16 protein-coding genes are annotated in these 26009 nt (G+C 64.1%); 15 read left to right on the forward strand and 1 reads right to left on the reverse strand.

Annotated features, from left to right (window positions below; translation table 11 throughout):
* Nucleotides 1-4: 4 nt before the first annotated feature.
* The 10 genes from HX851_RS23880 (at nucleotide 5) to HX851_RS23925 (ending at nucleotide 13842) form a co-directional block, all read left to right on the forward strand.
* Nucleotides 5-3124, forward strand: a complete 3120-nt coding sequence (locus HX851_RS23880; RefSeq protein ID WP_177066040.1) for an efflux RND transporter permease subunit — start codon at nucleotides 5-7, stop codon at nucleotides 3122-3124.
* 3 nt (nucleotides 3125-3127) lie between these two features.
* Nucleotides 3128-4558 carry an efflux transporter outer membrane subunit gene (locus HX851_RS23885; protein ID WP_256262833.1) on the forward strand — a complete coding sequence of 477 codons (1431 nt, stop codon included), beginning with the start codon at nucleotides 3128-3130 and terminating at the stop codon, nucleotides 4556-4558.
* A 74-nt stretch (nucleotides 4559-4632) separates the two neighbouring features.
* On the forward strand, nucleotides 4633-5835 hold the full coding sequence (locus tag HX851_RS23890) for a DUF3142 domain-containing protein (RefSeq protein WP_177056947.1): 1203 nt from the start codon (nucleotides 4633-4635) through the stop codon (nucleotides 5833-5835).
* On the forward strand, nucleotides 5822-7969 hold the full coding sequence (locus tag HX851_RS23895) for a hypothetical protein (RefSeq protein ID WP_177066041.1): 2148 nt from the start codon (nucleotides 5822-5824) through the stop codon (nucleotides 7967-7969). The genes HX851_RS23890 and HX851_RS23895 overlap by 14 nt, the downstream gene beginning before the upstream one ends.
* Nucleotides 7970-8042: 73 nt before the next feature.
* Entirely contained in the window at nucleotides 8043-8273 is a 231-nt protein-coding gene (locus HX851_RS23900) for a DUF465 domain-containing protein (protein ID WP_017127230.1), read from the forward strand.
* A gap of 459 nt (nucleotides 8274-8732) precedes the next feature.
* Nucleotides 8733-9716 (forward strand): purine-nucleoside phosphorylase, encoded by a 984-nt coding sequence (locus tag HX851_RS23905; RefSeq protein ID WP_177066042.1) that lies wholly within the window; start codon nucleotides 8733-8735, stop codon nucleotides 9714-9716.
* A 247-nt stretch (nucleotides 9717-9963) separates the two neighbouring features.
* Nucleotides 9964-10944, forward strand: coding sequence for a site-specific integrase (locus HX851_RS23910; protein ID WP_370590638.1), 981 nt, complete (start codon nucleotides 9964-9966; stop codon nucleotides 10942-10944).
* 68 nt (nucleotides 10945-11012) lie between these two features.
* The gene (locus tag HX851_RS23915; protein WP_177066043.1) at nucleotides 11013-11735 is read left to right on the forward strand and encodes an alpha/beta hydrolase; all 723 of its coding nucleotides are present in this window, start codon (nucleotides 11013-11015) and stop codon (nucleotides 11733-11735) included.
* 240 nt (nucleotides 11736-11975) lie between these two features.
* Nucleotides 11976-13460: a helix-turn-helix transcriptional regulator gene (locus HX851_RS23920; protein ID WP_177066044.1), complete on the forward strand. Its 1485-nt coding sequence runs from the start codon at nucleotides 11976-11978 to the stop codon at nucleotides 13458-13460.
* A 142-nt stretch (nucleotides 13461-13602) separates the two neighbouring features.
* Nucleotides 13603-13842, forward strand: coding sequence for a DUF1652 domain-containing protein (locus HX851_RS23925; RefSeq protein ID WP_177056940.1), 240 nt, complete (start codon nucleotides 13603-13605; stop codon nucleotides 13840-13842).
* Here HX851_RS23925 and HX851_RS23930 read toward each other — a convergent pair.
* Entirely contained in the window at nucleotides 13839-14555 is a 717-nt protein-coding gene (locus HX851_RS23930) for an alpha/beta fold hydrolase (RefSeq protein WP_177066045.1), read from the reverse strand. The genes HX851_RS23925 and HX851_RS23930 overlap by 4 nt on opposite strands.
* Nucleotides 14556-14892: 337 nt before the next feature.
* Here HX851_RS23930 and sodC point away from each other — a divergent pair, with 337 nt between their 5' ends.
* From sodC to HX851_RS23955, 5 genes are all read left to right on the forward strand, one after another.
* Nucleotides 14893-15414, forward strand: a complete 522-nt coding sequence (gene sodC / locus HX851_RS23935) for a superoxide dismutase family protein (RefSeq protein ID WP_177056938.1) — start codon at nucleotides 14893-14895, stop codon at nucleotides 15412-15414.
* Nucleotides 15415-15702: 288 nt separating this feature from the next.
* Nucleotides 15703-16995 carry a chloride channel protein gene (locus HX851_RS23940; protein ID WP_177056937.1) on the forward strand — a complete coding sequence of 431 codons (1293 nt, stop codon included), beginning with the start codon at nucleotides 15703-15705 and terminating at the stop codon, nucleotides 16993-16995.
* A gap of 258 nt (nucleotides 16996-17253) precedes the next feature.
* Complete coding sequence (locus tag HX851_RS23945; protein WP_177066046.1) at nucleotides 17254-19371, forward strand: TonB-dependent receptor; 2118 nt, start codon at nucleotides 17254-17256, stop codon at nucleotides 19369-19371.
* A gap of 11 nt (nucleotides 19372-19382) precedes the next feature.
* Complete coding sequence (locus HX851_RS23950; protein ID WP_177066047.1) at nucleotides 19383-20615, forward strand: MFS transporter; 1233 nt, start codon at nucleotides 19383-19385, stop codon at nucleotides 20613-20615.
* Between the two features lie 47 nt (nucleotides 20616-20662).
* Entirely contained in the window at nucleotides 20663-25999 is a 5337-nt protein-coding gene (locus HX851_RS23955; RefSeq protein WP_177066048.1) for a non-ribosomal peptide synthetase, read from the forward strand.
* The last annotated feature ends 10 nt before the right edge of the window (nucleotides 26000-26009 follow it).

Below are 26009 nucleotides of genomic sequence, written 5' to 3' on the forward strand. Positions count from 1 at the left end.
CGCCATGAATATCAGCGCGCCCTTTATCCAGCGTCCGATTGCCACCACCTTGCTGGCGGTCGGTCTGGCCTTGTTCGGCCTGTTGGCGTTCCTGTTGTTGCCGGTGGCGCCGCTGCCGGAAGTGGATTTCCCGACCATCAGCGTCCGTGCCTCGCTGCCCGGGGCCGATCCGAATACCGTCGCCACTTCGGTGGCGACCCCGCTGGAGCGGCAGTTCGGGCAGATCGCCGGGGTGACCCAGATGACCTCGTCGAGCAACCTCGGCTCGACCCGTATCAACCTGCAGTTCGACCTCAGTCGCAATATCGACGGCGCCGCCCGCGACGTCCAGGCCGCCATCAACGCCGCGCGCAGCAGCCTGCCCAGCGATCTGTCGGGTAATCCGACCTATCGCAAGGTCAATCCGGCCGACTCGCCGATCATGATCATCAGCCTGACCTCCGACAGTGCGACGCCGGGCCAGATGTATGACGTGGCCTCGACCCTGCTGGAGCAGAAACTGCTGCAGACCAGCGGCGTCGGCGATGTCACCGTCGGCGGCGGCGCGCTGCCGGCGGTGCGCATCGAACTCAACCCGGACCGCCTCAACCATTACGGCGTCAGCCTGGAGCAGGTGCGCGGGGCGATCACGGCGTCAAACTCGAACCTGCCCAAGGGCGCGCTGGCCATCGGCAACCAGTCCTATGGCATCGGCGCCAACGACATGCTGTTCAAGCCCGAGGACTACGCGCCGCTGGTGGTCAGGCAGAACAACGGCGACGTGGTGCATATCGCCGACCTCGGTTATGTCCACGAGGACGTCGAGGACCTGCGCAACTTCGGCTTGTCCAACGGCCGGCCGGCGGTGCTGCTGGTGGTGTTCAAGCAGCCGGGGGCCAACGTCATCGAGACGGTGGATGCGGTCAAGGCCGCGCTGCCGTTCCTGCAGGAGTCGATCCCGGCTTCGATCAGGCTGAATATCCTGCTGGATCGCACCACCACCATCCGCGCCTCGTTGCACGATGTGGAAATCAGCCTGCTGGCATCGATCTTCCTGGTGACCCTGGTGACCTTCGGCTTCTTTCGCGACTGGCGCAGCACCCTGGTGCCGGCCATTGTCGTGCCGCTGTCGCTACTGGGCACCTTCGGCGCCATGTATTTCCTCGGCTACAGCCTGAACAACCTGTCGCTGATGGCGCTGACCATTTCCACCGGTTTCGTGGTGGATGATGCCATCGTCATCGTGGAAAACATCATGCGTCACCTCGAACGCGGCGAGAGTCGCCTGCAGGCGGCGCTGGCCGGGACGCGGGAGGTCAGTTTCACCGTGCTGAGCATCAGTGTCTCGCTGATCGCGGTGTTTATCCCGTTGCTGATGATGGGCGGGATCGTCGGGCGCCTGTTCCGCGAGTTCTCCATCACGCTGTCGGTGGCGATCCTGATTTCCATGCTGATCTCCCTGACCGTGACGCCGATGCTGTCCAGCGTGCTGCTGCGGCCGAAACAGGCTACGGGGATGGATCACGAATACCCGGATTCGAGCTTCCACCGCTTCTACAGCCGGACCCTGGGCTGGGTGATCGGACATCCGGCCCTGATGGGTTTGCTGACGGTGCTGGTGATCGTGTTTGCCGGCGTGCTCTATGTGCTGGTGCCCAAAGGGTTCTTTCCCCAGGAGGACACCGGGCGCTTGCAGGGCAGCATCATCGCGCCTCAGAGCATTTCCTACGATGCGATGCAGGCGGCTTTCAGCAAGATCAACCAGACTGCCTCGCACAACCCGAATGTGCAGACCGTCGGTGGTTTTATCGGTGGCGGCGGAGGCGGTGGCGGGGCGATCAACAGCGGCCAGCTGTTTATCGCGCTCAAGCCTGTCGGCGAGCGCCAGGACCGCGCCGACCAGGTGATCGCGCAGATCCGCAAGGCCCTCGGCGACCTGCCGGGCACCCGCCTGTACCTGCAATCGGCCCAGGACATCACCGTCGGTGGCCGGCAGAGCGGGGCGCAGTACCAGTACACCCTGACCGCCGATGACCAGGACAGCCTCGACGAGTGGGTGCCCAAGGTCGTCGCGGTGCTGCACACCTTGGCGCAACTGACCGATATCAACACCGACCAGCAGGACAACAGCCTGCTGGCGAATATCCATATCAACCGCGATACCGCGGCGCGGCTGGGGGTCAATATCGGCAATATCGACCAGACGCTGTATGACGCCTTCGGCCAGCGTCAGGTCTCGACCATCTACAAGGCGGCCAACCAGTACCATGTGGTGATGGAAGTGGCGCCACCGTACTGGAGCGACCCGCAGACGCTCAAGTCGATCTATGTACCGACCGGGCCGGCGAGCAGCGGCAAGAACGCAACGGCGACACCGCTGGCGACCGTCAGCCCGACCCTGGTGCCGCTGGCGGCGCTGTCGGATACCGCTATCCAGCGCACGGCTATTTCCATTGCCCACCAGGGCACGTTCCCCGCGGTGACGGTCTCGTTCAACCTGGCCCCTGGCGTCTCCATAGGCGAGGCCACCGCCCTGGTGGAGAACGCCGTGGCACAACTGCGCATGCCCGCCAGCGTGCTCGGCCAGTTTGCCGGCACGGCCCAGGTATTTCAGTCGTCGGTGGCCAGCGAGCCGTTGCTGATCGTCGCGGCGCTGCTGTCGGTGTACATCGTGCTGGGCATTCTCTACGAGAACCTGATGCATCCGCTGACCATTCTTTCGACCCTGCCTTCGGCCGGCGTCGGGGCGCTGATCGCCTTGCTGCTGACCGGCACCGAACTGTCGATCATCGCCCTGGTGGGGGTGATCCTGCTGATCGGGATCGTCAAGAAGAACGCGATCATGATGATCGACTTCGCCATTACCGAGCGGGTCCAGCACGGGCTCAGTGCCCGCGAGGCCATTCACCGGGCGTGCCTGATCCGCTTCCGACCGATCATGATGACCACCCTGGCGGCCATCCTCGGCGCTTTGCCGCTGGTACTGGGCAGCGGCTACGGCTCGGAGCTGCGCCGGCCCCTGGGTATTTCCATTATCGGCGGGTTGCTGCTCAGCCAGTTGCTGACGCTGTACACCACGCCGGTCATCTACCTGTGGCTGGACAGCGCTTCCGAGCGGCTGCGCCGGCGCAGCAAGGAGTCTTGAAGCATGATGACGGGTCGACGTGTCCCTTGCCTGGTCCTGTTGCTCAGCTTGAGCATGAGCGGCTGCATGGTCGGGCCGGATTACCAAAAGCCACCGATCGAACTGCCGCAGGCGTTCAAGGAGGGCGCGCAATGGCAGCGGGCGGTGGCCAATCCCCAGGGCGCGCTGGACAGCCAGTGGTGGCTGGGCTATCACGATCCGATCCTCAATGACCTGATGACCCGCGCGGCCAAGGCCAACCAGTCGATTGTCGCCGCCGAGGCGGCCTATCGCCTGGCCCAGGCGCAGGTGGCTTCCAGCCGCGCGGGACTGTGGCCGACGATCACCGCCGGATTGTCCGGCTCCCGTGGGGTGGGCGGCAGTTCCGGCAGCAGCGGCAGCACTTCGGGTGTTTCCAGCGCTGGCGTCGAGCAAAGTGTCAGCGCGACCCTTGGTGCCAGTTGGGAGCCGGACCTGTGGGGCCAGGTCCGCCGCGGCATCGAGTCGAGCCAGGCCTCGGCCCAGGCGTCCGATGCGCTGCTGGCCGGGGTACGCTTGTCCATCGGCGGGAGTGTCGCCAGCAATTATTTCGGCATCCGCCAGCTGGATATCGATATCCGCCTGCTGGAGCAGCAACAACGGATCAACCAGCAGTTGCTGGCGATGATCCAGACCGAATACACCCAGGGCACGGCGTCCAACGACCAGTTGCTGCTGGCCCAGGACCAACTGACCAGTGTGGTTGCTGCCTTGCAGGCCGCGCAGCGTTCCCGCGAGCAATTCGAGCATGCCCTGGCGGTGCTGGTGGGGGTGGCGCCGGCGCAATTCAGCCTGGCGGCGCTGGACAGCTTTGCCTTTGCGTTGCCGCCGACACCCCTGAGCCTGCCCTCCGGGCTGTTGCAGCGGCGTCCGGATGTGGTGGCCGCCGAGCGCGCGGCCGCCGCGGCCAATGCGAAGATCGGCGTCGCCGAAGCAGCCTTCTATCCCAATCTCGACCTGACGGCCCAGGTCGGTTACCGCGGCAGTGCCCTGGGCGGCCTGTTCTCCCTGCCGAACCGGATCTGGAGCGTCGGCCCGGCGCTGGCCGAAACCCTGTTCGACGGTGGTGCGCGCAAGGCCGCGCTGAGCGAGGCCGAGGCCAGCTACGACCAGGAGGTGGCCAACTATCGTGGCACGGTGCTGGGTGCCTTGCAGAATGTCGAAGATAACCTCTCGACGCTCAACCACCTGCAGGCCCAGGCCGACGCCTACCAGCAGATCTACCAGCGCAACCGGCAGCTGTTCGGCAGCCAGCAGGCGCAGCAGAAAGCCGGCACCGTCAGCCTGCAAGGCGTGCTGACCCAGCAGTTGATCCTGTTGCAGACCGAACAGACCCTGCGCGATACCCAGGGCCAGCTGACCCAGGGCAGTGTCGCGCTGATCCAGAGCCTGGGCGGCGGCTGGCAGGAGAAATGACCCTCCGGGGCAGAGGGCGTTGAGGTAATATTGCGCCTCGAAACGGCGCCCGAACGCGCCCGACAAAGGACTGTATGCCCGTCACGTCGTACTTTCGCTGGTTGCTTGTCTGCCTGGTGCCGGGACTGTTGCTCGGCTGTCAGCCCGAGCCGCCAAGGCCCCTCGACCAGCAACTCTATGTCTGGCAACGCCAGTGGCGGCCGGCCCACGAGCAGGCCCTGGCCCGGAGCCGGGCGGATTTCTCGACCCTGCGGGTGCTGGCGCTGCAGGCCCAGCCCCGGGCCGGGTGGAGCAGGGCGCTGGTCAACCTGGCGCAGCTCAAGGCCGATGGCCGCCCGGTGATCGCGGTGGTGCGCCTGGACGGCCAGTTGCCGAGCCTCGATGCGGACATGGCGCGCACGCAGATCGCGCAACTGCTGGCCGATTGGCAGGCGGGTGGGGTGATGCCGGTCGGGCTGGAAATCGACCATGACAGCGGCAGCGCGCGCCTGCCCGGCTATAGCGACTTCCTGCTGAAGCTGCGCAGCCAGTTGCCGCCTTCGTTGAAGCTGAGCATCACCGCCTTGCCGGCCTGGCTCGACAGCCCGCAGTTGCCGGCCTTGTTGCAGGCGGTCGACAGCAGTGTGCTGCAGGTCCATGCGGTGAGCAATCCGCGACTGGGCCTGTTCAATCCCGGCCAGGCCAGGGACTGGGCCGAGCGTTGGGGAAGGATCAGCGACAAGCCGTTCTACCTGGCCCTGCCGGCCTATGGCATGGCCTTGCTGCCGGACAGCGAAGGCGCGCCCGTGGTGGAAAGCGAAACGCCGTTGAACCGGGGCGGCGAGCGCCGCGAACTGCTGGCCGATCCGCAACAACTGGCGACCCTGGTCGGGCAATTGCGCGAAAAACCGCCCGCGCACCTGGCCGGACTGATCTGGTTTCGCCTGCCGCTGCCGGGCGATCGTCGCGCCTGGAGCCTGACCACCTTGCGCGCAGTGGCGCGTGGCGAGGTCCTGGCGAGTCAGTGGCGGGTTGAACTGTCGGCGCGGGATGGCCTCTACGACATACGCCTTGACAACGTCGGCAATCTCGACCGGGCGCTACCCGAACGGATTGAACTGACGGTCGAGCAATGTGATGGCGCCGACGGACTCAATGGCTATACCTTGCAGCAAACGCCACGACATCTGGTTTTTACCCGCCGGTCCAGCGCGCGCATTGCCGCTGGCGGCCAACGCGTGCTCGGCTGGGCACGCTGTACCCGAATCGATCAAGGAGCTTGGAATGTCTACCCGTAACTGGCCCCGGCACCTGCTGTGCCTGTCCCTCAGCCTGCCGCTCGGATCGGCGCTGGCCTGCGGTCCGGACTTTCCGTTGCGGCTGCTCGACGACCGCGCACAATCCCTGGCCGAACTGCCGGAAACCAATTTCGCCTTTGAGGTGAACCGTCTCGGCCAAACCATTGCCGGTCTCAAGGCTGCCACCGATGCCACGCTGCGGCCCTACTGGGACAGCGACGACAACACCCGGCCCTACCGCGAACAGCGCGACAAGGTCGAGGCCGGCGAGCTGCCGGAGAACCTGCGGGCCAAGGTCGTGCAGTTGCGCACGTTGCAGGACCCACAACAGGTGGAAACCCAGGGGGCGGACCTGCCGGACGAATTGCGCCTGTATATCGCCGGCGCGGTGGCCTTCGACGCGGGCAATCAGGCCCTGGCGGCGGAGTATTTCCGCAAGGTCCTCGCGCTGCCGGCCGAGCAGCGCAAGCTGCGCAGCACCTGGGCGGCCTATTCCCTGGGGCGTGCCCTGGTGGCCTTGAGTACCGAGGCCAGTGCCGACCCCGAGGTGACGGCGTCGGTGCTGCTGGCTCAAGCGCGCCTGGCGTTCCAGCAGGCACGTGAGTTGAGCACCGGGGATTTCAGCGATCCGCTGGAACTGGGCGTCGCCAGCCTCGGTGAAGAAGCTCGCCTGGCCAAGCTCAACGGTGATTGGGACAGTGCCGTGCAGTTGTATGCCAGCCAGAGCCGCCTGGGTTCCGGCTCCGGCTATACCTCGCTCAAGCAGGTGGCCACGGAGCTGGTGGCGTTGCCGGATGAACAGTTGAAGGAGCAATTGCAGCACCCGACGGTGCAGAAGCTGTTCACGGCCTACCTGTTGAGTCGCGTCGGCTGGTTTTTCGACGAGCAACCGGCGCAGGAGCAACGCTTGACCCAATTGCTGCTGGCCAGCGTCGGCGACAGCTTCGACAACGCCGATCGCCTGGCGGCGCTGAGTTATCAGAAGGGTGACTTTACCGCCGCCAAGGCCTATCTCGAACATGCCGGTGATGGCGGCCTGGCCTGGTGGGTGAGGGCCAAGCTGGCCTTGCGCGACGGCGACAAGGTCCAGGCGGCAGCCGCCTATGCCAAGGCCGCCGAGGCGTTCCCCAAGGACGAGGTCTGGGGGCCACGGCGCAACGCGGACTGGTCTTTCGAGAGCGTCCAGCCCGGTTGTCGGGTCGAGGGTGAAAGCGCGATCCTGGCCCTGGATCGCGGCGACTACCTGCAGGCCTTCGACCAGCTCTATCGCAGCCAGGATATCTACTGGCCCGACGCAGCCACCGTGGCCGAGCGGGTCCTGACCCTCGATGAACTGAAGACCTATGTCGATGCCCATGTGCCGGCACCGCCGCCGGCCACGGCGCAAGACAAGGACAACTATGTCCGGCGTCCGGTGGCCGCGCAGTTGCGTGAGCTGCTGGGACGGCGCCTGCTGCGCGAGGGGCGCTACGCCGAGGCCCCGGCCTATTTCGACAGCCCGCAACTGCAAGCCGCTGCCCAGCTCTACGGCAAGGATCGCCAGGACGCCGCATCGCGCTGGACCGCCACCGGCCGGGCCGAGTCGCTGTACGCCGCGGCGAGCCTGGCGCGCAAGTCGGGGATGGAGATCCTCGGCTACGAGATGTCACCGGATTATCGCTGGTTGGGCGGCGGCTATAGCCTGGGCACCGTCGAGGTGAAACCGGGGCCGTTCCTGGAAGCGGCCGAGGTACAGCGCCAGCAGGGCAGCGAGGCCAAACCCAACCAGCGTTATCACTATCGCTGGATCGCCGCGGATCTGGCGAACCAGGCCGCCGACCAGTTGCCCCGCAGCAGCCAGGCCTTTGCCGCAGTGCTGTGCAAGGCCGCCGGCTGGGTCGCCGGCAGTGACGAGGAAATCCGGTACTACCAGCGTTATGTCGAGCAGGGACCCTATGTCAGCTGGGCAGCGAACTTCGGCCAGCAGTGCCAGGAGCCGAAGTTCGACAAGGCCAACAAGCGCTACCTGACCCAGCCATTGAACAGCGTGCGTTCGGCCCTGCGCCCCTACAAGGCGGTGTTGCTGGTGGCCGCCCTGGTGGCGCTGGGCGGTGTGGCGTGGCTGTGGATTCGTCGCCGCAAGGCCGCGCGGTGAGGCAATCGGCTCCGGGGCGTGCTATTGCTTAAAGGTAACGCCCCGAACAGCCATCAGCCGCAGAGGTGACGATATGCCGGTTAAGCACGATTTGTTCGCAGACCTGAAATTGACCCGGGAGCAGGTCAAGGAGCGCAGGGCGCAGGACAACAAGCTCAATCAGCTGCTCAACGACTATGAAGACATCGACAAACGGGTACTGGCAGCCGAATCGGCCCTGGCGGCGGATGATGAACTGAAGAAACTCAAGGAGAAGCGCCTGCTGGTGAAGGACAAGATCGTGCGGCAACTAGCCCCTCAATAACCCTCGAATGATCGTTCCCACGCTCCCGCGTGGGGACGCCTCACTGGACGCTCCGCGTCCGCTCTACAAGTGACGCGGAGCGTCACGGGCTGCATTCCCACGCTGAGCGTGGGAACGATCAAATAACCCTCAAATGATCGTTCCCATGCTCCCGCGTGGGAACGCCTCACTGGACGCTCCGCGTCCGCTCTACAAGTGACGTGGAGCGTCACGGGCTGCATTCCCACGCCGAGCGTGGGAACGATCAAATAACCCCCGAATGATCGTTCCCACGCTCCCGCGTGGGAACGCCTCAATGGACGCTCCGCGTCCGCTCTACAGGTGACGCGGAGCGTCACGGGCTGCATTCCCACGCCGAACGTGGGAACGATCAAAACCTTCGACATCGGTTATCGGCGCCGACGGTGTGGCAGGTATCATGTTGCGCATGAAACTCGTAATCCTTTCAACGGAGGCTCAATGCGCTCGATGATGTCGTCCACCGCCGAGGCGCCGATCAAGCCCAAGGTCATGCTGATCACCATGTTCGCGCCCGAGGCCCAGACCTGGATCGAGCGCCTGGCGCTGGATCGTGAAATCCCGGTACCGGGGCTCAGCGCGCAATACCCGAACATCCTCTGCAACGACCGGGATACCTGCCTGCTGGTGACCGGCATGGGCCAGACGAATGCCGCGGCGTCGGTGCTGGCCCTGGCGCTGTCGACACAGTTCGACCTGCGCCAGACCTATTTCCTGGTCGCCGGCATCGCCGGGATCAATCCGCACCGCGGCACCCTCGGCACAGCCGCCTGGGCGCGCTACCTGGTGGAGTTCGGCACCCAGTGGGGGCTAGACTCGCGGGATGCGCCGGAGCATTGGCCGACCGGCTATATCGGCATCAACACCCAGGGGCCGGACGAGAAACCGCCGCTGGACTACCAGACCGAAGTCTTCGAACTCAATCCGGCGTTGCAGGCCAGGGCGTTCGCCTTGTCCCGGCATGTGGTGCTGAGCGAGAGCGAGGAATCGGCGGCATGGCGGGCGAAGTACCCATGGGCGCCGGCCAACCAGCCGCCGCGGGTGACCCGTGGCGATACCGCGTCGAGCAGCACCTGGTTCTCCGGGACGCGCCTGGGCGAGCGTGCGGAAGCCTGGACCCGCTTGCTGACCGACAACCAGGGGAGCTATTTCACCACCCAGCAAGAGGACAACTCCACCTATGAAGCCCTGCTGCGAGCTTCCCGGGCCGGACGGGTGGATATCAACCGCCTGGCGGTGGTGCGGGCGGGATCGAACTTCGACCGGCCTTACCCGGGCTACAGCGACGTCGACAACTTGCTCAAGTACGCCGAGCAGGGCGGTTTTGCCCCGGCCCTGGAAAACCTCTACCGCGCGGGCAACCCGCTGGTGCAGGCAATCACTGGCAACTGGTCGGTGTGGGAGCAGGGGGTTCCCGAGTCCTGAGCCAGCCTTTGTAGTGCTTGGGATGGCCTCTTCGCGGGCAAGCCCGCTCCCACAACAGCCATGCAGACACAATGGAACCTTGTAGGAGCCCACTCCTGCAACAATCATGCAGACACGATGGAACCTTGAGGAGCCCACTCCTGCAACAATCATGCAGACACAATGGAACCTTGTAGGAGCTGGCTTGCCAGCGAAGGCGTCGGCAAGAGCAATACAATTAAGCTGTATGCTTATACAGTGAGCTATAATGGCGGCTTCTTGTTCTACCCGAGCGAAGGTCTTGTCTTATCCACCCCCGATTGCGCCCGCCGGCCGGCTGGCCGAGGTCAGCCCTCCGGTTACGCTGTACCTGGCGCGGCTGGCGCCTTCCAGTCGGCAGACCATGCGTTATGTGCTGCAGGATGCGGCGGATCGCCTGGGCCTGGACGACATACCGATCGACGAGATTGCCTGGCACCAGCTGCAACCGGCGCATATCACCGCGCTGGTGGCGGCCTTGCGTGCAGACGGTTTTGCCCCCAATACCTCGTCGCTGTACGTCAATGCCATTCGTGGGGTGATGAACCAGGCCTGGCAACAGGACCTGATCACCCCCGAGCAACTGATGAAGATCCGCGCGGTCAAGGCGGCCGGCGGTTCACGCCTGAGCCCGGGGCGCAATCTGCGGCGCACACTGATCCGCGACCTGATGGACGTCTGCGCCGCCGATCCACGACCCCAGGGCCTGCGCGACGCGGCGATCATCGCGATTCTCTATGGCACCGGCATGCGCAAATCCGAGTCGGTGAATATCGAACTGCGCCAGGTCGATAGGGCCGAACGCAGCCTGCGGGTCACGGGCAAGGGCAACCGCGAACTGATCAAGTTCGCCCCGGCCTGGGCCTTCGACAAACTCGACACCTGGCTGAAGTTTCGCCGTGAGCAGTTGCCCGATGGCGTCGCCGACGATGACTTCCTGTTCAACCGCATTCGTCGCGGCCATCACATCACCCGTGAACGCCTGACCAAGCATGCGATCTACTTCATTGCCAAACAGCGCGGGCGGCAGGTCGGGGTCGAGATCATGCCCCATGATTTCCGGCGTTCCTTCATCACCCGAGTGATCGAGGAGTACGACGTGTCGATTGCCCAGAAGCTGGCGCACCACGCCAATATCGCCACCACGGCGGGCTACGACATGCGTGACGACAACGAGCGACGCAATGTCACCGACCGCTTCCTGTTGTAACGATCCGCCGGGGCGAGCGATGTTAAGCTCTGGCGCTCCCGCAGCCCGACCACCCGAAAGGACGGAACATGTTCAGACCCCTGGCCCTTGCATTGCTGTTGATCTGCTCCCTGGCACAGGCGCAACCCGAGCTGCTCGCGGATATGCCGCTGACCTACCTTGAGCAGGCCAGCGCCGATACCCACGACCAGCCGCTGGTGATTTTCCTGCATGGCTATGGCAGCAACGAAGAAGACCTGTTCGGCATCAAGGACGACCTGCCGGCCAACTACACCGTGCTGTCGATACGCGGTCGACTGGAGCTGGACCTGGGCAGCTACCAGTGGTTTCACAAGCGTACCGATGTCGCGCAGTACGACGGCAACAGCGATGACCTGAAGCTCAGTGCCGAGGCCGTGACCGATTTTATCCGGCGGGTCACCGAGAAGTACCACACCCGGCCGGACAAGGTGTTCCTGGTGGGTTTCAGCCAGGGCGCGATGATGACCTACGAGGTCGCGCTGCGACACCCCGAAGTGCTGCGCGGTATCGCTGCCTTGAGCGGGCGGGTGCTGCCGGTGGTGCGGACGCAGGTCAAGACGCCGCCGGGCTACCAGGCCCTGGGCGTGTTTATCGGTCATGGCACCGCCGATCCGCAGGTGCCCTATGCCGGCGCGACCGACGCCCTGGCGTTCCTCAAGACCCTGTCCATCGAGCCGCAGTTTCATTCCTATCCAGGCGTCGGGCATACCATCAGCGGTCCCGAGGTCAAGGACCTGGCGAACTGGATCAGCACTTCGCTGAAACCCTGAGCTGGAGAGGACCACCGATCGTTCCCACGCTCCGGCGTGGGAATGCCTCACGGGACGCTCCGCGTCCGCTGTGTGCCGCAGAGCGTCACGGGCTGCATGCCCACGCAGAGCGTGGGAACGATCAACTCAGCGCGGGAACGATCGGCCTTCGACTGCACTTGCGCAAATGCCCGGGGTCAGATATCGCATTGGCCGGATAAATCTCCGGCTGCCGCGTTTTCAAGGACCTCGGGATAAACGATGAGCCAGGCTGTCCTCGCCACCGAAACCAACCGCCGCCAATTGCAGCAGATCATCGCCGGCCTGTCCGACGGGGTGATCCTGATCGAAGTCGACCAGAGCATTCTCTGGGCCAATGAGGCCGCCCTGGCCATGCACGGCGTCAGTGAGGTCGGCGAGCTGGGCGCGAATGCCGGGCAATACCGTGAACGCTTCGCCCTGCGTTACCGCAACCACCATCCCCTGGGGGCCGACAGCTATCCCATTGCCCGGGTCGCCAACGGTGAAACCTTCAGCGATGTGCTGGTCGAGGTGACACCCGAAGCCGACCCGGAACGTACTTGGGTGCACAATATCCGCAGCATGATCCTGACCGATCGCGACGGCGAGCCGGAATCCCTGGTGCTGATCATCAGCGATGCGACCGAACTGGCCAGCGCCGAGCAGCGCTTCGAAAAGGCTTTCGGCGCCAATCCGGCACCGGCGGTGATCTGCCGCCTCAGCGACCTGCGTTATATCAAGGTCAACCAGGGCTTCCTGGAAATGACCGGCTATGCCCGCGAGCAGGTGATCGGTCGTTCCGTCTACGAGCTGGATGTCCTGGAGAATGCCGAGCGCCGCGAGTTGGCGATCCAGCGACTGGGGGAGGGGGCGACCATCCCGCAGATGCAGGCCGAGCTGAAGTTGCCGCAAGGCGACAGCAAGCTGGTGATCGTCGCCGGCCAGCCGCTGGATATCAACGAGCAAGACTGCATGCTGTTTTCCTTCATGGACCTGGAGCCCCGGCGCAAGATCGAAATCGCCCTGCGCCAGAGCGAAGAGCGCTTTGCCAAGGCGTTTCGCCTGGCACCGGTGCCGACCCTGGTGTGTGCCGCCACCAGCCGGCAACTGCTCGACGTCAACGAGGCCTTCCTCAACACCTGCGGCTACCAGGCGCCGGAGCTGCTGGGGCAGACGGTTGAAGAGGCCGGTTTTTTCGAAGACGACAAGGTCTGCGAACGGGTGTTCGCCGCGCTGGCGGCTGCCGGCAACCTGGACAATCTCGACCTGAAGATCCGCCGCAAGGACCATGAGCTGATCGATTGCGCCCTGTCCGCCGACAGCGTGGTGATCCAGGACGTGCCTTGTTATCTGCTGGTGCTGATGAATATCACCGAGCGCAAGCGTTCCGAGCTGGAGCTGGTGACGGCCATCGAGGCGGCTATGCAGGACGCGTCCTGGTTCAGTCAGAAGCTGATCGAGAAGCTGGCAACGGTCAAGAACGTCAGTCTGCCGAAGCTGCCGGGCGTTGCCTTTACCGAACTGACGCCCCGCGAGCGCGATGTGCTGGAACTGATCTGCGAGGGCCTGGCCGACAAGGAAATCGCCGCACGCCTGAAACTGGCGCCCAACACCGTGCGCAATCACGTGGCAACGGTGTATTCCAAGCTTGCCGTGCACAGCCGCAGCGAGGCGATCGTCTGGGCCCGCGAGCGTGGCCTGTTCACCAGCCGGTCGAAGGGCTGAGGGTGCAAATGCACCAGTGCCACCAGTGCATATTCGGGTTTATTCCGACGCCTTGGTGTTCCTAGGATGGTGACCTGACGAGGTGGGCGGGGCGCCCGCTTCGCGGCCAATCGGGTACAGGACAACGCCGGTGTTTTCTCTGATGGATCTACGCACTCTGATCGAAAGAGGCTTTGCGCCCCTGGCCTGTGAGTGTGTGTTGGGTGACGCCTCGTTGAGCGTACGGGTCTATGACCGCCAGACCGGTCGGGTCGACCTGATGGTGGCGGGCATTGCACTCAGCGATCTGCAGCAGCGCGAGGACGCTCTGCGTCTGATTGACGAGCTGCGCGATGAACTGGCATGCAATACCCTGTCACGTTCCGCGGAAAAGCCTGGCTAGAGCAGATTCGCCAGCAACTCGGTGGTCCGTTGCGGCTCGCTCAGCATGCACATGTGGCCGGTAGCGATTTGCGCGGTGCTGACACCGGGCCGTAGTTGCATCCTGGCATAGGTTTCCTGGAAGTGCGGTGCGTCGTAGCCCGAGCAGCGGATATAGCCGACAGCTATGTGTTCGGCCAGGGGACCGCAGCGCACGGGCTCGAAGAAGGTTCTCCAGGGTTGCGCGGTGAGGCGCGGAGTCAGGAACTCGATGAGTTCGGGCTGGTGCACGCCAAAGCGCTCCAGGGGCATCGGCGGGATCGACGAGCCGTCGCGGGTCAGTTCGATCAGGGCCTCACGGGATTCGACGGGCAAGTAGTCGACCAGGGCCTTGCCATCCTCCGGCACCATGGCATCCAGGTAGATCATGCCGGTAATGCGTTCCGGCAGGCGCTCGGCCACACCGCTGATTACCATGCCACCGTAACTCCAGCCGACCAGCGTGACCTCCTGCAAGCCTTCCATGTCCAGGTGGGCGATCACGTCGTCGATATGCGTGCTCAGGTCGATGTCATCATGGGCGCCGTCCCGGCGTTCACCCAGCCCGCTCAGGGTCGGTGCACTGACCTCATGGCCAAGCGCCCGCAAGGCGGGGATGATATCGCGCCATACCCAACCACCATGCCAGGCACCGGCGATCAGCACATAGGTTCTTTTTACGAAAGGATTGGTCATCACTGGCTCCGGGGGGTGGTGTCTCACAGAGGGCATTCATACCCAAGGTGAACAACCGCGGACCAATGAATATTCCTTCATCTCATGGAAATAAATATCTGACAGTAAACTCTTTAGAGTTATCGATTAGATAACTGGAGTTATATAACACCTGACATCGGGCTTTTATTCGACGGAAAATAACTATGAGTTCAATGGCTATTTTCAATCACTTCGATAGTTTCTCCGTATTAGTATGCCAGCGCAGTAACCCTTGGTGCCATGCGCAATTGGCGCACGACAAGCAAGTTACCTTCCCAGTCTATAGATACTGTCCCCTTGGAAAATCGGAGCACGTATGAAGTCATATCGTTGGTTGGCCCTTGCAGGTGCACTTGCATTCAATTATGCCCAGGCCGCTACTCTTGAAGTACCGATGAACCTGGTGAGTGCCGACAAGGCCCCGGTGGCCATTGGCAGTGTCACCATCAGTGAAACCGAATACGGCCTGTTGTTCACCCCGAACCTCAAGGGTCTGCCGGCTGGCATCCATGGTTTCCATGTGCATGAAAACGGCAGTTGCGAGGCCGGGGTGAAGGATGGCGTCAAGGTTGCGGGGCTGGCCGCCGGCGGCCACTTCGATCCGGAAAAGAGCGGCAAGCACCTGGGCCCGTACGGCAAGGGGCACCTGGGTGATCTGCCAGCGTTGTACGTCACTGCCGACGGTATCGCGAACTATCCGGTCCTGGCGCCACGTCTGCAGAAAATCTCGCAGATCAAGGGACACGCATTGATGTTCCATGAAGGCGGCGACAATCATATGGACATGCCAATGCCCCTGGGTGGTGGCGGTGCACGCATGGCTTGCGGTGTTATCTGACTATCGATCGTTCCCACGCTCTGCGTGGGAACGCCTCACTGGACGCTCCGTGTCCGCTTTGTGACGCAGAGCGTCATGGGCTGCATGCCCACGCGGAGCGTGGGAACGATCAAACAGCTTCGATATCTCTCTCCATTGTCCGTTTGCAGTGACGTTTTTCCTCTTTCCTGAACCGCGCCTGACGCAAAAGGGCCGCGGGATTTGCAGACTACCGCCCAGGTTACATACTCACGGACGAGCGTCTTGCGGCCATCCGGCTCTTGCGCACCTGACTACGCGGAGTTTCGAATGGCTTTGCCGGAACACACCTTGGCGCTGCACACCCCCTCAAGAATCCGTCAGCTCCTGGCCCTTGGCTGCGTGGTGGTCCTGACCGGGATCGGCGCCGGGCTGGGTGGCATGCTGCTGGCGATGTTGCTGCACGCCGTCCAGCACCTGGCGTACGGCTATGGCCAGGACAGCCTGACCAGCCATGAAACCTTCCTGATCGGGGTAAGCAGTGCATCACCCGAGCGGCGGGTACTGGTCCTGGCGTTCTGCGGGTTGGTAGCCGGCCTCGGCTGGTGGGCGGTCTATCGTTTCGGGCGGCCCCTGGTGAGCATCAAGAAGGCGGTCTCGCCGGCCGCACCGGACATGCCGGCGAAAACCACGCTGGTCCACGCGCTCCTGCAAATCTTCACCGTGGCCCTGGGATCGCCCCTGGGCCGCGAAGTCGCCCCCCGGGAAATCGGTGCCCTGGTGGGCGCCTGGTTATCGCGCAAGGCCGGGCTGCCGGCCGATACCCACCGGCTGATGATCGCTTGTGGCGCCGGTGCGGGACTGGCGGCGGTCTATAACGTGCCGCTGGGTGGGACGATCTTCGTCCTTGAAGTATTGCTCGGCACCTTCAGTTGGCCGGCGGCGATCATGGCCCTGGCGACCTCGGCGATAGGGGCCGGGGTCGCCTGGATCGGTCTCGGCGCACAGGCGCAATACGTGGTGCCGGCGTTGCCGCTGACCCCCGGATTGCTGGCCTGGGCGTTGATCGCCGGGCCGTTGTTCGGCCTGGCCGCCCACGGTTTCGTCCGGCTGACCGGCCGGGCGCGGGCCGCCGCCGCCCGTGGCTGGCGCTTGCCGGTGTTGTCAGTGATCAACTTCACTCTGATCGGTTGCATCGCCGTCTACCTGCCCCAGGTGCTCGGGAACGGCAAGGGGCCGGCACAGTTGGGCTTCGACAGCGAATTGGGCATAGGACTGGCGGCGCTGCTGCTGGTGGTCAAGGTGCTGATCACCAGCAGCAGCCTGCGTGCCGGTGCCGAAGGCGGGCTGTTGACCCCCGGACTGGCCATTGGCGCGCTGTTGGCGATTATCCTCGGCGGACTGTGGAGCCTGGCCTGGCCCGGCATTCCGCTGGGGGCCTTTGCCATTGTCGGGGCGGCGGCGTTCCTGGCCGCGTCCATGAGCATGCCGATCACCGCCATTGTGCTGGTGGCCGAATTCACCCGGATCGACCATGACTTCCTGGTGCCGATCATTCTCGCGGTGGTTGGTTCGGTGTGCATGAGCCGCCTGTGCGAGATGTTTAGCGAGCCGAAACGCTGAGCTGCGGATTGCCGCCAGGACCTGCCTCCGCGTTTTTATCCTCTTCCATGGCCTGACTGACCTGCACGCCTCGCATGGCGTGCAGGTTGCCTGTGGATGGCATTATTTATGTGGTCAGCGTATTGACTATTTGTTCAGCCTGTAAATAGTATTGCATCTTATTCGTAAAAATCACCATCAACGGTTCAGGGAGGAAGCGGTTCAATGTGGCAGTCGTTAAAGGGTAGAACCGCTCTGGGCCTTGTGTATGGCGTCATCTTGAGTCCAGGCCTGAGCGCGTCTTCGGCGATGGCCCAGGAGACTCCGGAACCCGCCCTGGAGTTGCAAAGCATCACCGTGACCGCCCGCAAGCGCGAGGAAACCGAGCAGCAGGTCCCGGTCAGCATGAGCGTGATCACGCCGGAACAGGCCAGGAGCATCGCCCCGGCGTCGAGCAATGCCGATTTGGCGCGGCAGGTGCCCAACTTCAACTACATGGAGTCCGGCGGCCAGTACAGCAACTCCGGCAATATCCGCGGGGTCGGTTCGTTTTCACCGCTGTCGGCCGACGACACCTCCATCGTTTTCAACGTCGACGAAGTGCCGGTGTCTGCCTATGGCGTGCCGCCGGCGCTGCTCGATATCGAGCGGGTCGAAGTCTTGCGTGGTCCGCAAGGCACCCTGTATGGACGCAACACCCAGGGCGGGGCGATCAACGTGGTGCCCAATCGTCCGTCCTTCGAGCATGAAGGATCGGTCCGGGTCGAAGGCGGCAGTCGCGGTTATGCCCTGGGCGAACTGATCAGCAACGAGGCCTTGAGCGACAACGTCGCCGGGCGCCTGGCGATGCGCTACAGCGAGCAGGGCGGTGATATATCCAACCGGGCCTCCGGCGGCAAGGACGGTTCGAGCCAGATCAGTGCCCTGCGCGGTTCCCTGTTGTTCGTACCCGGCGATGACACCCGTGCACTGTTGACCTTCTCCTACAACCAGAACGACGACGATGCCCCGCGCTTTATCCTGCGCAACGGACGTACGCCGGACAGCGGCCTCAATCCGCGCAATGACTTCAGCCGGGAAAGCTCGGCGGTCAACCTGCGGGTGACCCACGATCTGGACTGGGCGCAGTTGACGTCATTGTCGAGCATCCAGTATTCGACTTTCCGCCAGCGCATGGACATGGTCGACGGTGTGCTGTACTCGGCTCTGACCGGCCTGCCGCAATCGGCGTTCAACGGCGATACCGACCGTTATCGCGGCACCTTGCGCGATATCGCCTACCTGCAGGAGTTCCGCCTCGCGTCCCTGGAGGACAGCTATGTGCAGTGGGTGACCGGGGTCAATCTCTGGCATTCGGAATTTACCGCCCACACTGACGGCGAGGCTTTTACCCAACCGCGTTTCGCCGTGTTCAGCGGCCAGCAGAAGAACGACTTCAGCACCAACAGCTATTCGCTGTTCGGCGAGGCGACCGTGCCGCTGACCGAGCGTCTCAAGGCAACCCTCGGCCTGCGCGGGACCCACGAAGGCAAGGAGGCCTCTTACCGCTACAGCGGTGGCGACCTCGGCACCGTCAGTCAATACCGCCAGAACGCCTCGATGTCGGATAACTTCCTGACGGGGCGCGCCAACCTCAGCTACGACTGGTCCGACAGTCTGATGACCTATTTCAGCGCCGGGCGTGGCGTGGTCGGCGCGGACTATTCCTGGAACTCTTCGAACATTCCGTTTGGTCGCGACGAACAGTCCTTCGACGCGTCGAAGAGCTGGACCTACGAACTGGGGTTCAAGAGCCTGTGGTGGGAGGATCGACTGTCGGTCAACGGCGCGTTGTTCTACAACGACGTCAAGGACGGCCACCTGTACGTCTACAACGGCGTCAACTACCAGCCGGTGACCGTGGACTACGACTCGGCGGGCGCCGAGCTGGAGGCCCGGCTCAAGCTGACCGAACGCCTGAGCGTGAACGCCGGCGTGGGTTACACCCATGCCGAACTGAAGAACGTCCAGGCGTCGGTCACTGCATTGACCCGTGGTGCCACCAGCGGCAACCAGGTACCCAATGTGCCGGAGTACTCGGCCAACCTGGGGCTCGATTACCGGGTGCCGGCCGAACAGTGGGGCGTACCGCTCAGTGGCGAACTCTATGGCAGCGTTGACTACCACTACCTCGACAAGCGCGCGGCGGACGTCGCCAACTCCTTCTACCTCGGCTCCTATGACCTGACCAATGCCCGCGTCGGCTGGCAGAACAAGGACTACGGCGTCTATCTGTTCGGCAACAACCTGTTCGACCGGCGCTATGAAGCCATGGGCGCCTACTACAGCCCGACGGTCCAGGCCGTGAAAATCGGCACCGGGCGAACTGTCGGCGTCGGCCTGACGGCGAATTTCTGAGGGCAATGACGATGTCTGAAGAGCGCTCCCCGATGGTGGTCGGCAAGTTGACCGGTCATCGTGAATACTGGCGTCTGCTGCCGAGAATCGGTCTCTTATACCTGGCCTTCGGCATTCTCTTCGGCCTGGTCCAGGGCGGCCTGCCACCCTTGCTGCGGGCCCAGGGGCTGGACCTGGGACGGATGGGCTGGCTGTTCCTGCTGCTGTTGCCCTTTGGCATGACCTTTCTCTGGGCGCCCTGGGTGGATCGCTGGCGCTGGCCCTGGCATGAGCACCGTACCGGCTGGATCCTGACCATGCAGGGGCTGGCGATCATCGCGGTGGTGGTCATCGGTATCGGCGAGCAATTGCCGCCGCTCGCGTTGCTCGCCGTGGGCCTGGTGGTGGCCTTTGCCGCCGCGACCATGGACCTGGCGCTCGATGCGCTGGTGACCGAAACCACACCGTCACATAGCCGGGCCCTGGCCGGGGCGATGAAAGTCGGTGCGTTGAGCATCGGTGCCATGACCGGTGGCGGGTTGTTCGTGATGCTCTTTGAGCGCCTGGGCTGGCAGACCATTTTCCTCGCCGTGGCCGGGTTGCTGGTGCTGACCACCTTGCCGATCCTGCGCTGGTGTCCCACTGCCAGCCAGGGCCACCAATCCGAACCGTCCGCCAGCCTGCTGCACGCCCTTGCACAGCCGATGATGCGCCGGCGCCTGCTGTTGCTGTCGTTGATATCGAGCGTATTGATCAGCCTGTTCAGCCTCAACCGCGTGATGCTGATCGACCTCGGCGTGCCGCTGGAAACCGTCGGTTCAGTGGTCGGCCTGCTGGCGCCGCTGTGCGGCTTGCTCGCCGCCGTGCTGGCGCCATGGATGCTGCGGCAATTGGGTGCCCGTACCAGCCTCGCGACGTTCTGCGTCCTCGGCATGCTGGCCGTGTTCCTGCTGTTGCTGGGGTCCTGGCAAGGCCGACATGAAGTCGCCTTGCTCGGTGCCATCAGCATCAACCTTGGGGTCAGCGGCCTCTATGTAGTGATTTGCGCGGTGATTCTCGGTTGGGCCAACAGCCGCCAGGCCGCCACCGACTATGCCGCGCTCTACGGCATCAGCCGCCTGATCGCGCTGATCGTCCTGATGACATTGATGCAAGGGCTGACCCGCCTGGGTTGGCCGGTGTTCTATGGCCTCGGCCTGCTGGCATTGCCGCTGGCCGTGATCGTGCTGGGTCGCACCTTGCGGGAACCCCCCGACGGTAGCTGAACGCTATTCAACGGCACTTGACTGACTTGATAACAGGAGGTTTCAAAGTGACATATGCCAAGCGAGAATTCCCTTCCGTCGATACCGATGGCGCGACATCATTGCTCGATCAACTGAGCCTGGAAGTGGCCGACCTGCTCGACCTCGGTGTCGAGGACCTGGACCCGCACCGCTCGCTGATCGAATACGGCCTCGAGTCGATCAAACTGATGCGCCTGCAGACCCGGATGGCCGCCAGGGGCATCAAGTTGCCAGGACTGGGCCGCCTGCTCGAACAACCGACCCTCGAAGCCTGGGCCGCGCAAGCCCGGCCAGCCAAGCCACGCGCAGCGCTGGCATCGGTGGCAAAGGCGGAGCCGGGCGCGCCCTTTGGCCTGACGCCGGTGCAACAGGCGTACTGGATCGGTCGCCAGGATGACCAGAGCCTCGGCGGCGTGGGTTGCCACCTGTATGCGGAGTTCGATGGTTGCGGAGTCGATGCCCAGCGCCTGGAACAAGCGATGTTCCAGCTGTTGCAGCGCCACCCGATGCTGCGGGCCCGCTTCCTGGCCAGCGGCGAACAGCAGGTCCTGCCTCGCAGTCCCTGGACCGGATTGGTCCGGCATGATTGGCGTGACGCTGATCAGGCAACCACCGCGCAAGGCCTGCACGCCCTGCGTGAGCGCCTGTCGCACCGTCGGTTGCGAGTCGAGGAGGGCGAGGTCTGTGACCTGCAACTGAGCCTGTGGGGCGAAGGGTGCAGTCGTATTCACCTGAACCTCGACCTGCTGGTCGCCGATGTCCTCAGTTTCGAGATTTTCCTCCACGACCTGGCGATGTTCTACGTCGGTCGCGGCGAGGCACTGCCGACGCTGCATACCGGCTTTGCCGATTACCTGAAGGTCGATGAGCAACAGCGTACCGCGACCCTGGAGTCGTCACGGGATTACTGGCGCCAGCGCATCGCCGACCTGCCGGGCGGTCCTGCGCTGCCCCTGGCCCGGCAGCCGGAACAATTGACGCGCACGCGCTTCGTACGTCGTGCCTTCACTCTGGATAGCGCCTCTCTGGCCGCCTTGCAGCAGCAAAGCCGCGAGGCCGGCCTCACGGTCGCCAGTGTCCTGGCCAGCGCTTTTACCCAGGTCCTGGGACGCTGGAGCAGCGACGGCCACTTTGTCTTGAACCTGCCGCTGTTCGACCGCCAGGAACAGGCGCCGGATGTGGCGCACATGATCGCCGACTTCACCAACCTGACCCTGCTGGAAGTGGACGTCAGCCAGCCCCTGGGCTTTGTCGAACAGGCCCGCCGCCTGCAACGGCAACTGCACAGCGACTTGCAGCACAACGCCTGGTCCGGCCTGGAAGTTCTGCGGGAAATGGCCCACGAAACCCGGCGCAGTGCGCCCGTGGTCTTCGCCTGCAACCTCGACAAGCCAATGCCGGCGCCGTTGTTTCGCGAGGAACTTGGCGACCTCGGTTGGTCGGTCTCGCAGACACCGCAAGTATGGCTCGATCACCAGACCTACCCGCTGGCGGATGGCCTGATGCTGAACTGGGACGCGGTCGATGAGCTGTTTCCCGAAGGATTGCTGGACGAGATGTTCGCCTGTTATCGCCAGGCCATCGAATGGCTGTGCACCCAGGACTGGGAGCAAGCGTTGCCCTTGCCGTTGCCGCCACGCCAGTTGCTGGAACGCGGACAGGTCAACGCCACCACCGCTGAAGTGCCACAAGGTGTGCTGTACCAGCCCTGGCTGCGCTGGGTCAGCGAGACGCCGCAAGCGCCGGCGCTACTCAGCGATTCGCTGTGCCTGAGCCATGGCGAACTGTTCGAGGTCGCCTCGCACATCGCCAGCCATCTGGCGGCGGTCGGCGTGGTCGCCGGGGATCGGGTCATGGTCTGCCTGGACAAGGGGCCGGCGCAGATTGCCGCGACCCTGGGGGTGTTGCTGGCAGGCGGGGTATATGTACCGGTGCCGGCGGATGGTCCGCTGGAGCGGCTGCGCCTGATTCACCAGGACTGTGCCGCCCGCGCGGTCCTGATCGAACGCGACGGTCCTGCTCGCGACTGGCCATTCCCGATCCTCGCGGTGGACCTGTCGACCCGCGCAGTCGCCGGGTTGTCGCCCGAGGTGGGCCTGGGCCGCGACGAAGAGCTGGCCTACATCATCTATACCTCGGGTTCCACCGGTCAGCCCAAGGGCGTGATGATCGACCACCGCGGAGCCTTGAACACCGTGCTGGACATCAACCGCCGCTGGCAGGTCGAGTCCCGTGACCGGATTTTCTGCCTGTCCGCCCTGAGCTTCGACCTGTCGGTCTACGATATCTTCGGCGCCCTGGCAGCAGGCGCGGCCCTGATACTGCCAGCAGCCGACAGCCTGCGCGAACCGCGGCACTGGATCGCCAGCCTGCAACGTCATGGAGCGACCCTGTGGAATTCGGTACCGGCATTGTTCGACATGTTGCTGACCGAATTGCAAGGGCAGGGCGTGCGCCTGCCCGCCGCCTTGCGCCTGGCATTGCTGTCCGGCGACTGGGTGCCCCTGGATCTGCCGGCGCGGGCCAGTGCCTGCGGTCCGCAACTGACCCTGGTGGCGCTGGGTGGTGCTACCGAGGCGTCGATCTGGTCCAACTGGTTCGAAGTCGGGCAGGTGGATCCGTGCTGGGCCTCGATCCCCTATGGTTATCCGCTGACCAACCAGTATTACCGGGTGCTCGACAGCCAGGGCCGGGACTGTCCGGAAGGTGTCAAGGGCGACCTGTATATCGGCGGTGTCGGCGTGGCCCAGGGTTATTGGAACAACCCCGAGCGTACGGCGGGGCAATTCAGTCGAGACCCGCAGGGCGGTGCACGTTTCTATCGCACCGGTGACCTGGCGCGCTACACGGCGGGTGCACGCCTGGAGTTTCTCGGGCGCAAGGATTTCCAGGTCAAGATCAAGGGGCACCGTATCGAGCTGGGCGAAATCGAATCGGTACTCGCCCGCCAGCCCGGTATCCGTGGCACCGCGGTGGATGTCCAGGAAGACAGTGCCGGCAGTCGCCAACTGGTGGCTTATGTGACCCTGGACCAGGAGCTGCTGCGCAATGGCCAGGGTTCGGTCGGCTGTCTGCAGGAGCCGCCCGCGGATATCGATACTCGCTGGCAGGCCACCGTCGAGGCCGGCCGGGGCGAAGTCGCCGAGGCGTTGGCCGAGCTTGACCTGCAACGTTTCAATGCCTTCTGGCACGACATCGAACAACTGGCCGCGCTCGGCATGGCCAAGACCCTGGCCGAAGCCGGGCTGTTCACTGAAGAGGGCATGACCCACAGTCGCGCGGTCATTCAGGAGCGCCTGCAGGTTTTACCGCGTTATACCAAGCTGCTGGGACAATGGCTGGAAACCCTGGCCGCCGACGGTTTTCTGCAGCCGGCCGGAGAGGGCGCCTATACCGCTCGCCGGGCACTGGGGGCGCAGGCGTTCGAGTCGGCCTGGGACAATCTTGTCGATATCGCCATGCTCGGCGACCACTCGGAGCAGGTGCTGGCCTATATCCGCCGCAGCATCGACGGCCACCTGGCACTCTTCCGCGGCACCCTCGATCCGCTGGAAATCTACTTCCCCGACGGTTCCACCCAAGTCGCCGAAGGTATCTACCGGTTCAACCCGGTCAACGCCTTCCTCAACCGGATTGCCGCGCAACTGGTGGCGCACCTGGCGGCCAACAGCACTTCGACCCTGAACGTCCTCGAAGTCGGTGCCGGCACTGGCGGCACCAGCGAATCGCTGTTCGCGGCCTTGGCCGGCCACGACGTACGTTATCGCTTTACCGACCTGTCGGACTTCTTCCTTGAACGCGCCCGGCAGCGGTTCGCCCAGTGGGATTTCATCGACTACTCCCACTTCAATATCAACGACGAGCCCGAACCCCAGGGTGTGCGCCTCGGCTCTCAGGACCTGATTGTCGCGGTCAACGTCTTGCACGATGCGCGCAACCTGGCCAATACTCTGGCGTCGTTACGCCGGATTCTGCGTCCCGGCGGCCAGTTGCTGGTGATCGAAGCGACGCGCAACTGCCGCCTGCAGATGGTCAGCATCGGTTTTATCGAAGGCATGAGCGACTACGACGACTGGCGCGTCGAGAACAACCTGCCGTTCCTTTCGTTGCCGCAATGGGAAGCCGAGTTGCAGGGCAGCGGGTTCGCCCGCCAGCAGATACTCCCCGACGCCGGCAGCGCGGCGGCGGTGATCGCCCAGCATGTGCTGCTGGCGCAGAACCTCGAACCAAGCGGTCAGCTCGATGCCGAGCGGCTGCGTCGACAACTGGCGCAGCATTTGCCGGACTATATGCTGCCCGCCCACTGGGTCACCCTGCAGCGCTTGCCGTTGAGTGGCAACGGCAAGGTCGACCGTGGACGTTTGCCCGGCCTGATGCTCGATGACAAGAACGAGGTCCGCGACTATGAGCCGCCGCGGCCCGGACTGGAAACCCAGGTGGCCGAATTGTGGGCGCAGTTGCTCAAGCGCGAACGGGTCGGTCGTCGCTGCGATTTCTTTGCCCTGGGCGGCGACAGTCTGCTGGCCACGCGCCTGATGGCTTCCTTGCGTCAGCAAGTGGGTTGCGCGGTTCATCTGCGGGATCTGTTCCAGCATCCGCAATTGCAGGACTTTGTTGCCGTACTGGGACAATCCCGGGGTGAGCAACCGCTGGTGATGCTCAACCGCCCGGTGGGTGGCGTCAATGTGGTCTGCCTGCCCAGCGCCGATGGCGAATGCGAGGCTTATCGCCAATTGGCCGGGCGCCTGGACGGGCAACTGACCCTGGTTGGCCTGCGGGACCCCGAGGGCCGTTGTGGCAGCGACTTGGCCACGGCGCTGTACGGTTTTATCCAGACACTCAAGGCGTTGCCCGGACCGTTCCTGCTGCTGGGTTGGTCGGTGGCGGCGAAGCTGGCCACGGCCCTGGCCGCCGAGATGGAACGCGGCGGTCAACCTGTGGCCGGGCTGATACTCCTGGACCCGCTGTCCGGAAGCTGTTTCGAGGAAGACGGCGAGGTACAACCGGCGCGCTTCTTCGGCCTGGCACCGATGCCCGATCAGGCGTTGTACCAACAGGCCCGCCAGGCCGGACGGATTCCCGCGAGCCTCGAGCCGCAGGCATTCGACAGCCTGGTACAGCGCTGTCGCACGTTGCACGCCGGCGTGGGCGGTTACCAGGCTCCGCGCCTGGCGGCACCGGTGCATATCCTGCAAAGCGCGGCCAGTCCGCAATGCTGGTCGGAGCCGTTGCGGGACTGGCAGGTGCTGCTTGACCAGGCGCCGCGACCACAGGTGCTGTGGACGTTGCACTGGGAGTTGTTGAGCGACCCGGAGTCACTCGCCGTCATCGGTGAAGCGTTGCTCGCACTGTCACGCGACTGATCCGGAGAAA

It is taken from the genome of Pseudomonas gingeri (genome assembly GCF_013385635.1).
Taxonomy (GTDB): Bacteria; Pseudomonadota; Gammaproteobacteria; order Pseudomonadales; family Pseudomonadaceae; genus Aquipseudomonas; species Aquipseudomonas gingeri_A.

Excerpts from the sequence above, each read along its gene's own strand:
- HX851_RS23895 (WP_177066041.1), top strand. The coding sequence starts at position 5,822 with ATGTCTACCCGTAACTGGCCCCGGCACCTGCTGTGCCTGTCCCTCAGC.
- HX851_RS23950 (WP_177066047.1), top strand. The coding sequence starts at position 19,383 with ATGTCTGAAGAGCGCTCCCCGATGGTGGTCGGCAAGTTGACCGGTCAT.
- HX851_RS23905 (WP_177066042.1), top strand. The coding sequence starts at position 8,733 with ATGCGCTCGATGATGTCGTCCACCGCCGAGGCGCCGATCAAGCCCAAG.
- HX851_RS23925 (WP_177056940.1), top strand. The coding sequence starts at position 13,603 with ATGGATCTACGCACTCTGATCGAAAGAGGCTTTGCGCCCCTGGCCTGT.
- HX851_RS23910 (WP_370590638.1), top strand. The coding sequence starts at position 9,964 with ATGGCGGCTTCTTGTTCTACCCGAGCGAAGGTCTTGTCTTATCCACCC.
- HX851_RS23940 (WP_177056937.1), top strand. The coding sequence starts at position 15,703 with ATGGCTTTGCCGGAACACACCTTGGCGCTGCACACCCCCTCAAGAATC.
- HX851_RS23930 (WP_177066045.1), bottom strand. The coding sequence starts at position 14,555 with ATGACCAATCCTTTCGTAAAAAGAACCTATGTGCTGATCGCCGGTGCC.
- sodC (WP_177056938.1), top strand. The coding sequence starts at position 14,893 with ATGAAGTCATATCGTTGGTTGGCCCTTGCAGGTGCACTTGCATTCAAT.
- HX851_RS23915 (WP_177066043.1), top strand. The coding sequence starts at position 11,013 with ATGTTCAGACCCCTGGCCCTTGCATTGCTGTTGATCTGCTCCCTGGCA.
- HX851_RS23880 (WP_177066040.1), top strand. The coding sequence starts at position 5 with ATGAATATCAGCGCGCCCTTTATCCAGCGTCCGATTGCCACCACCTTG.
- HX851_RS23920 (WP_177066044.1), top strand. The coding sequence starts at position 11,976 with ATGAGCCAGGCTGTCCTCGCCACCGAAACCAACCGCCGCCAATTGCAG.
- HX851_RS23885 (WP_256262833.1), top strand. The coding sequence starts at position 3,128 with ATGATGACGGGTCGACGTGTCCCTTGCCTGGTCCTGTTGCTCAGCTTG.
- HX851_RS23900 (WP_017127230.1), top strand. The coding sequence starts at position 8,043 with ATGCCGGTTAAGCACGATTTGTTCGCAGACCTGAAATTGACCCGGGAG.
- HX851_RS23890 (WP_177056947.1), top strand. The coding sequence starts at position 4,633 with ATGCCCGTCACGTCGTACTTTCGCTGGTTGCTTGTCTGCCTGGTGCCG.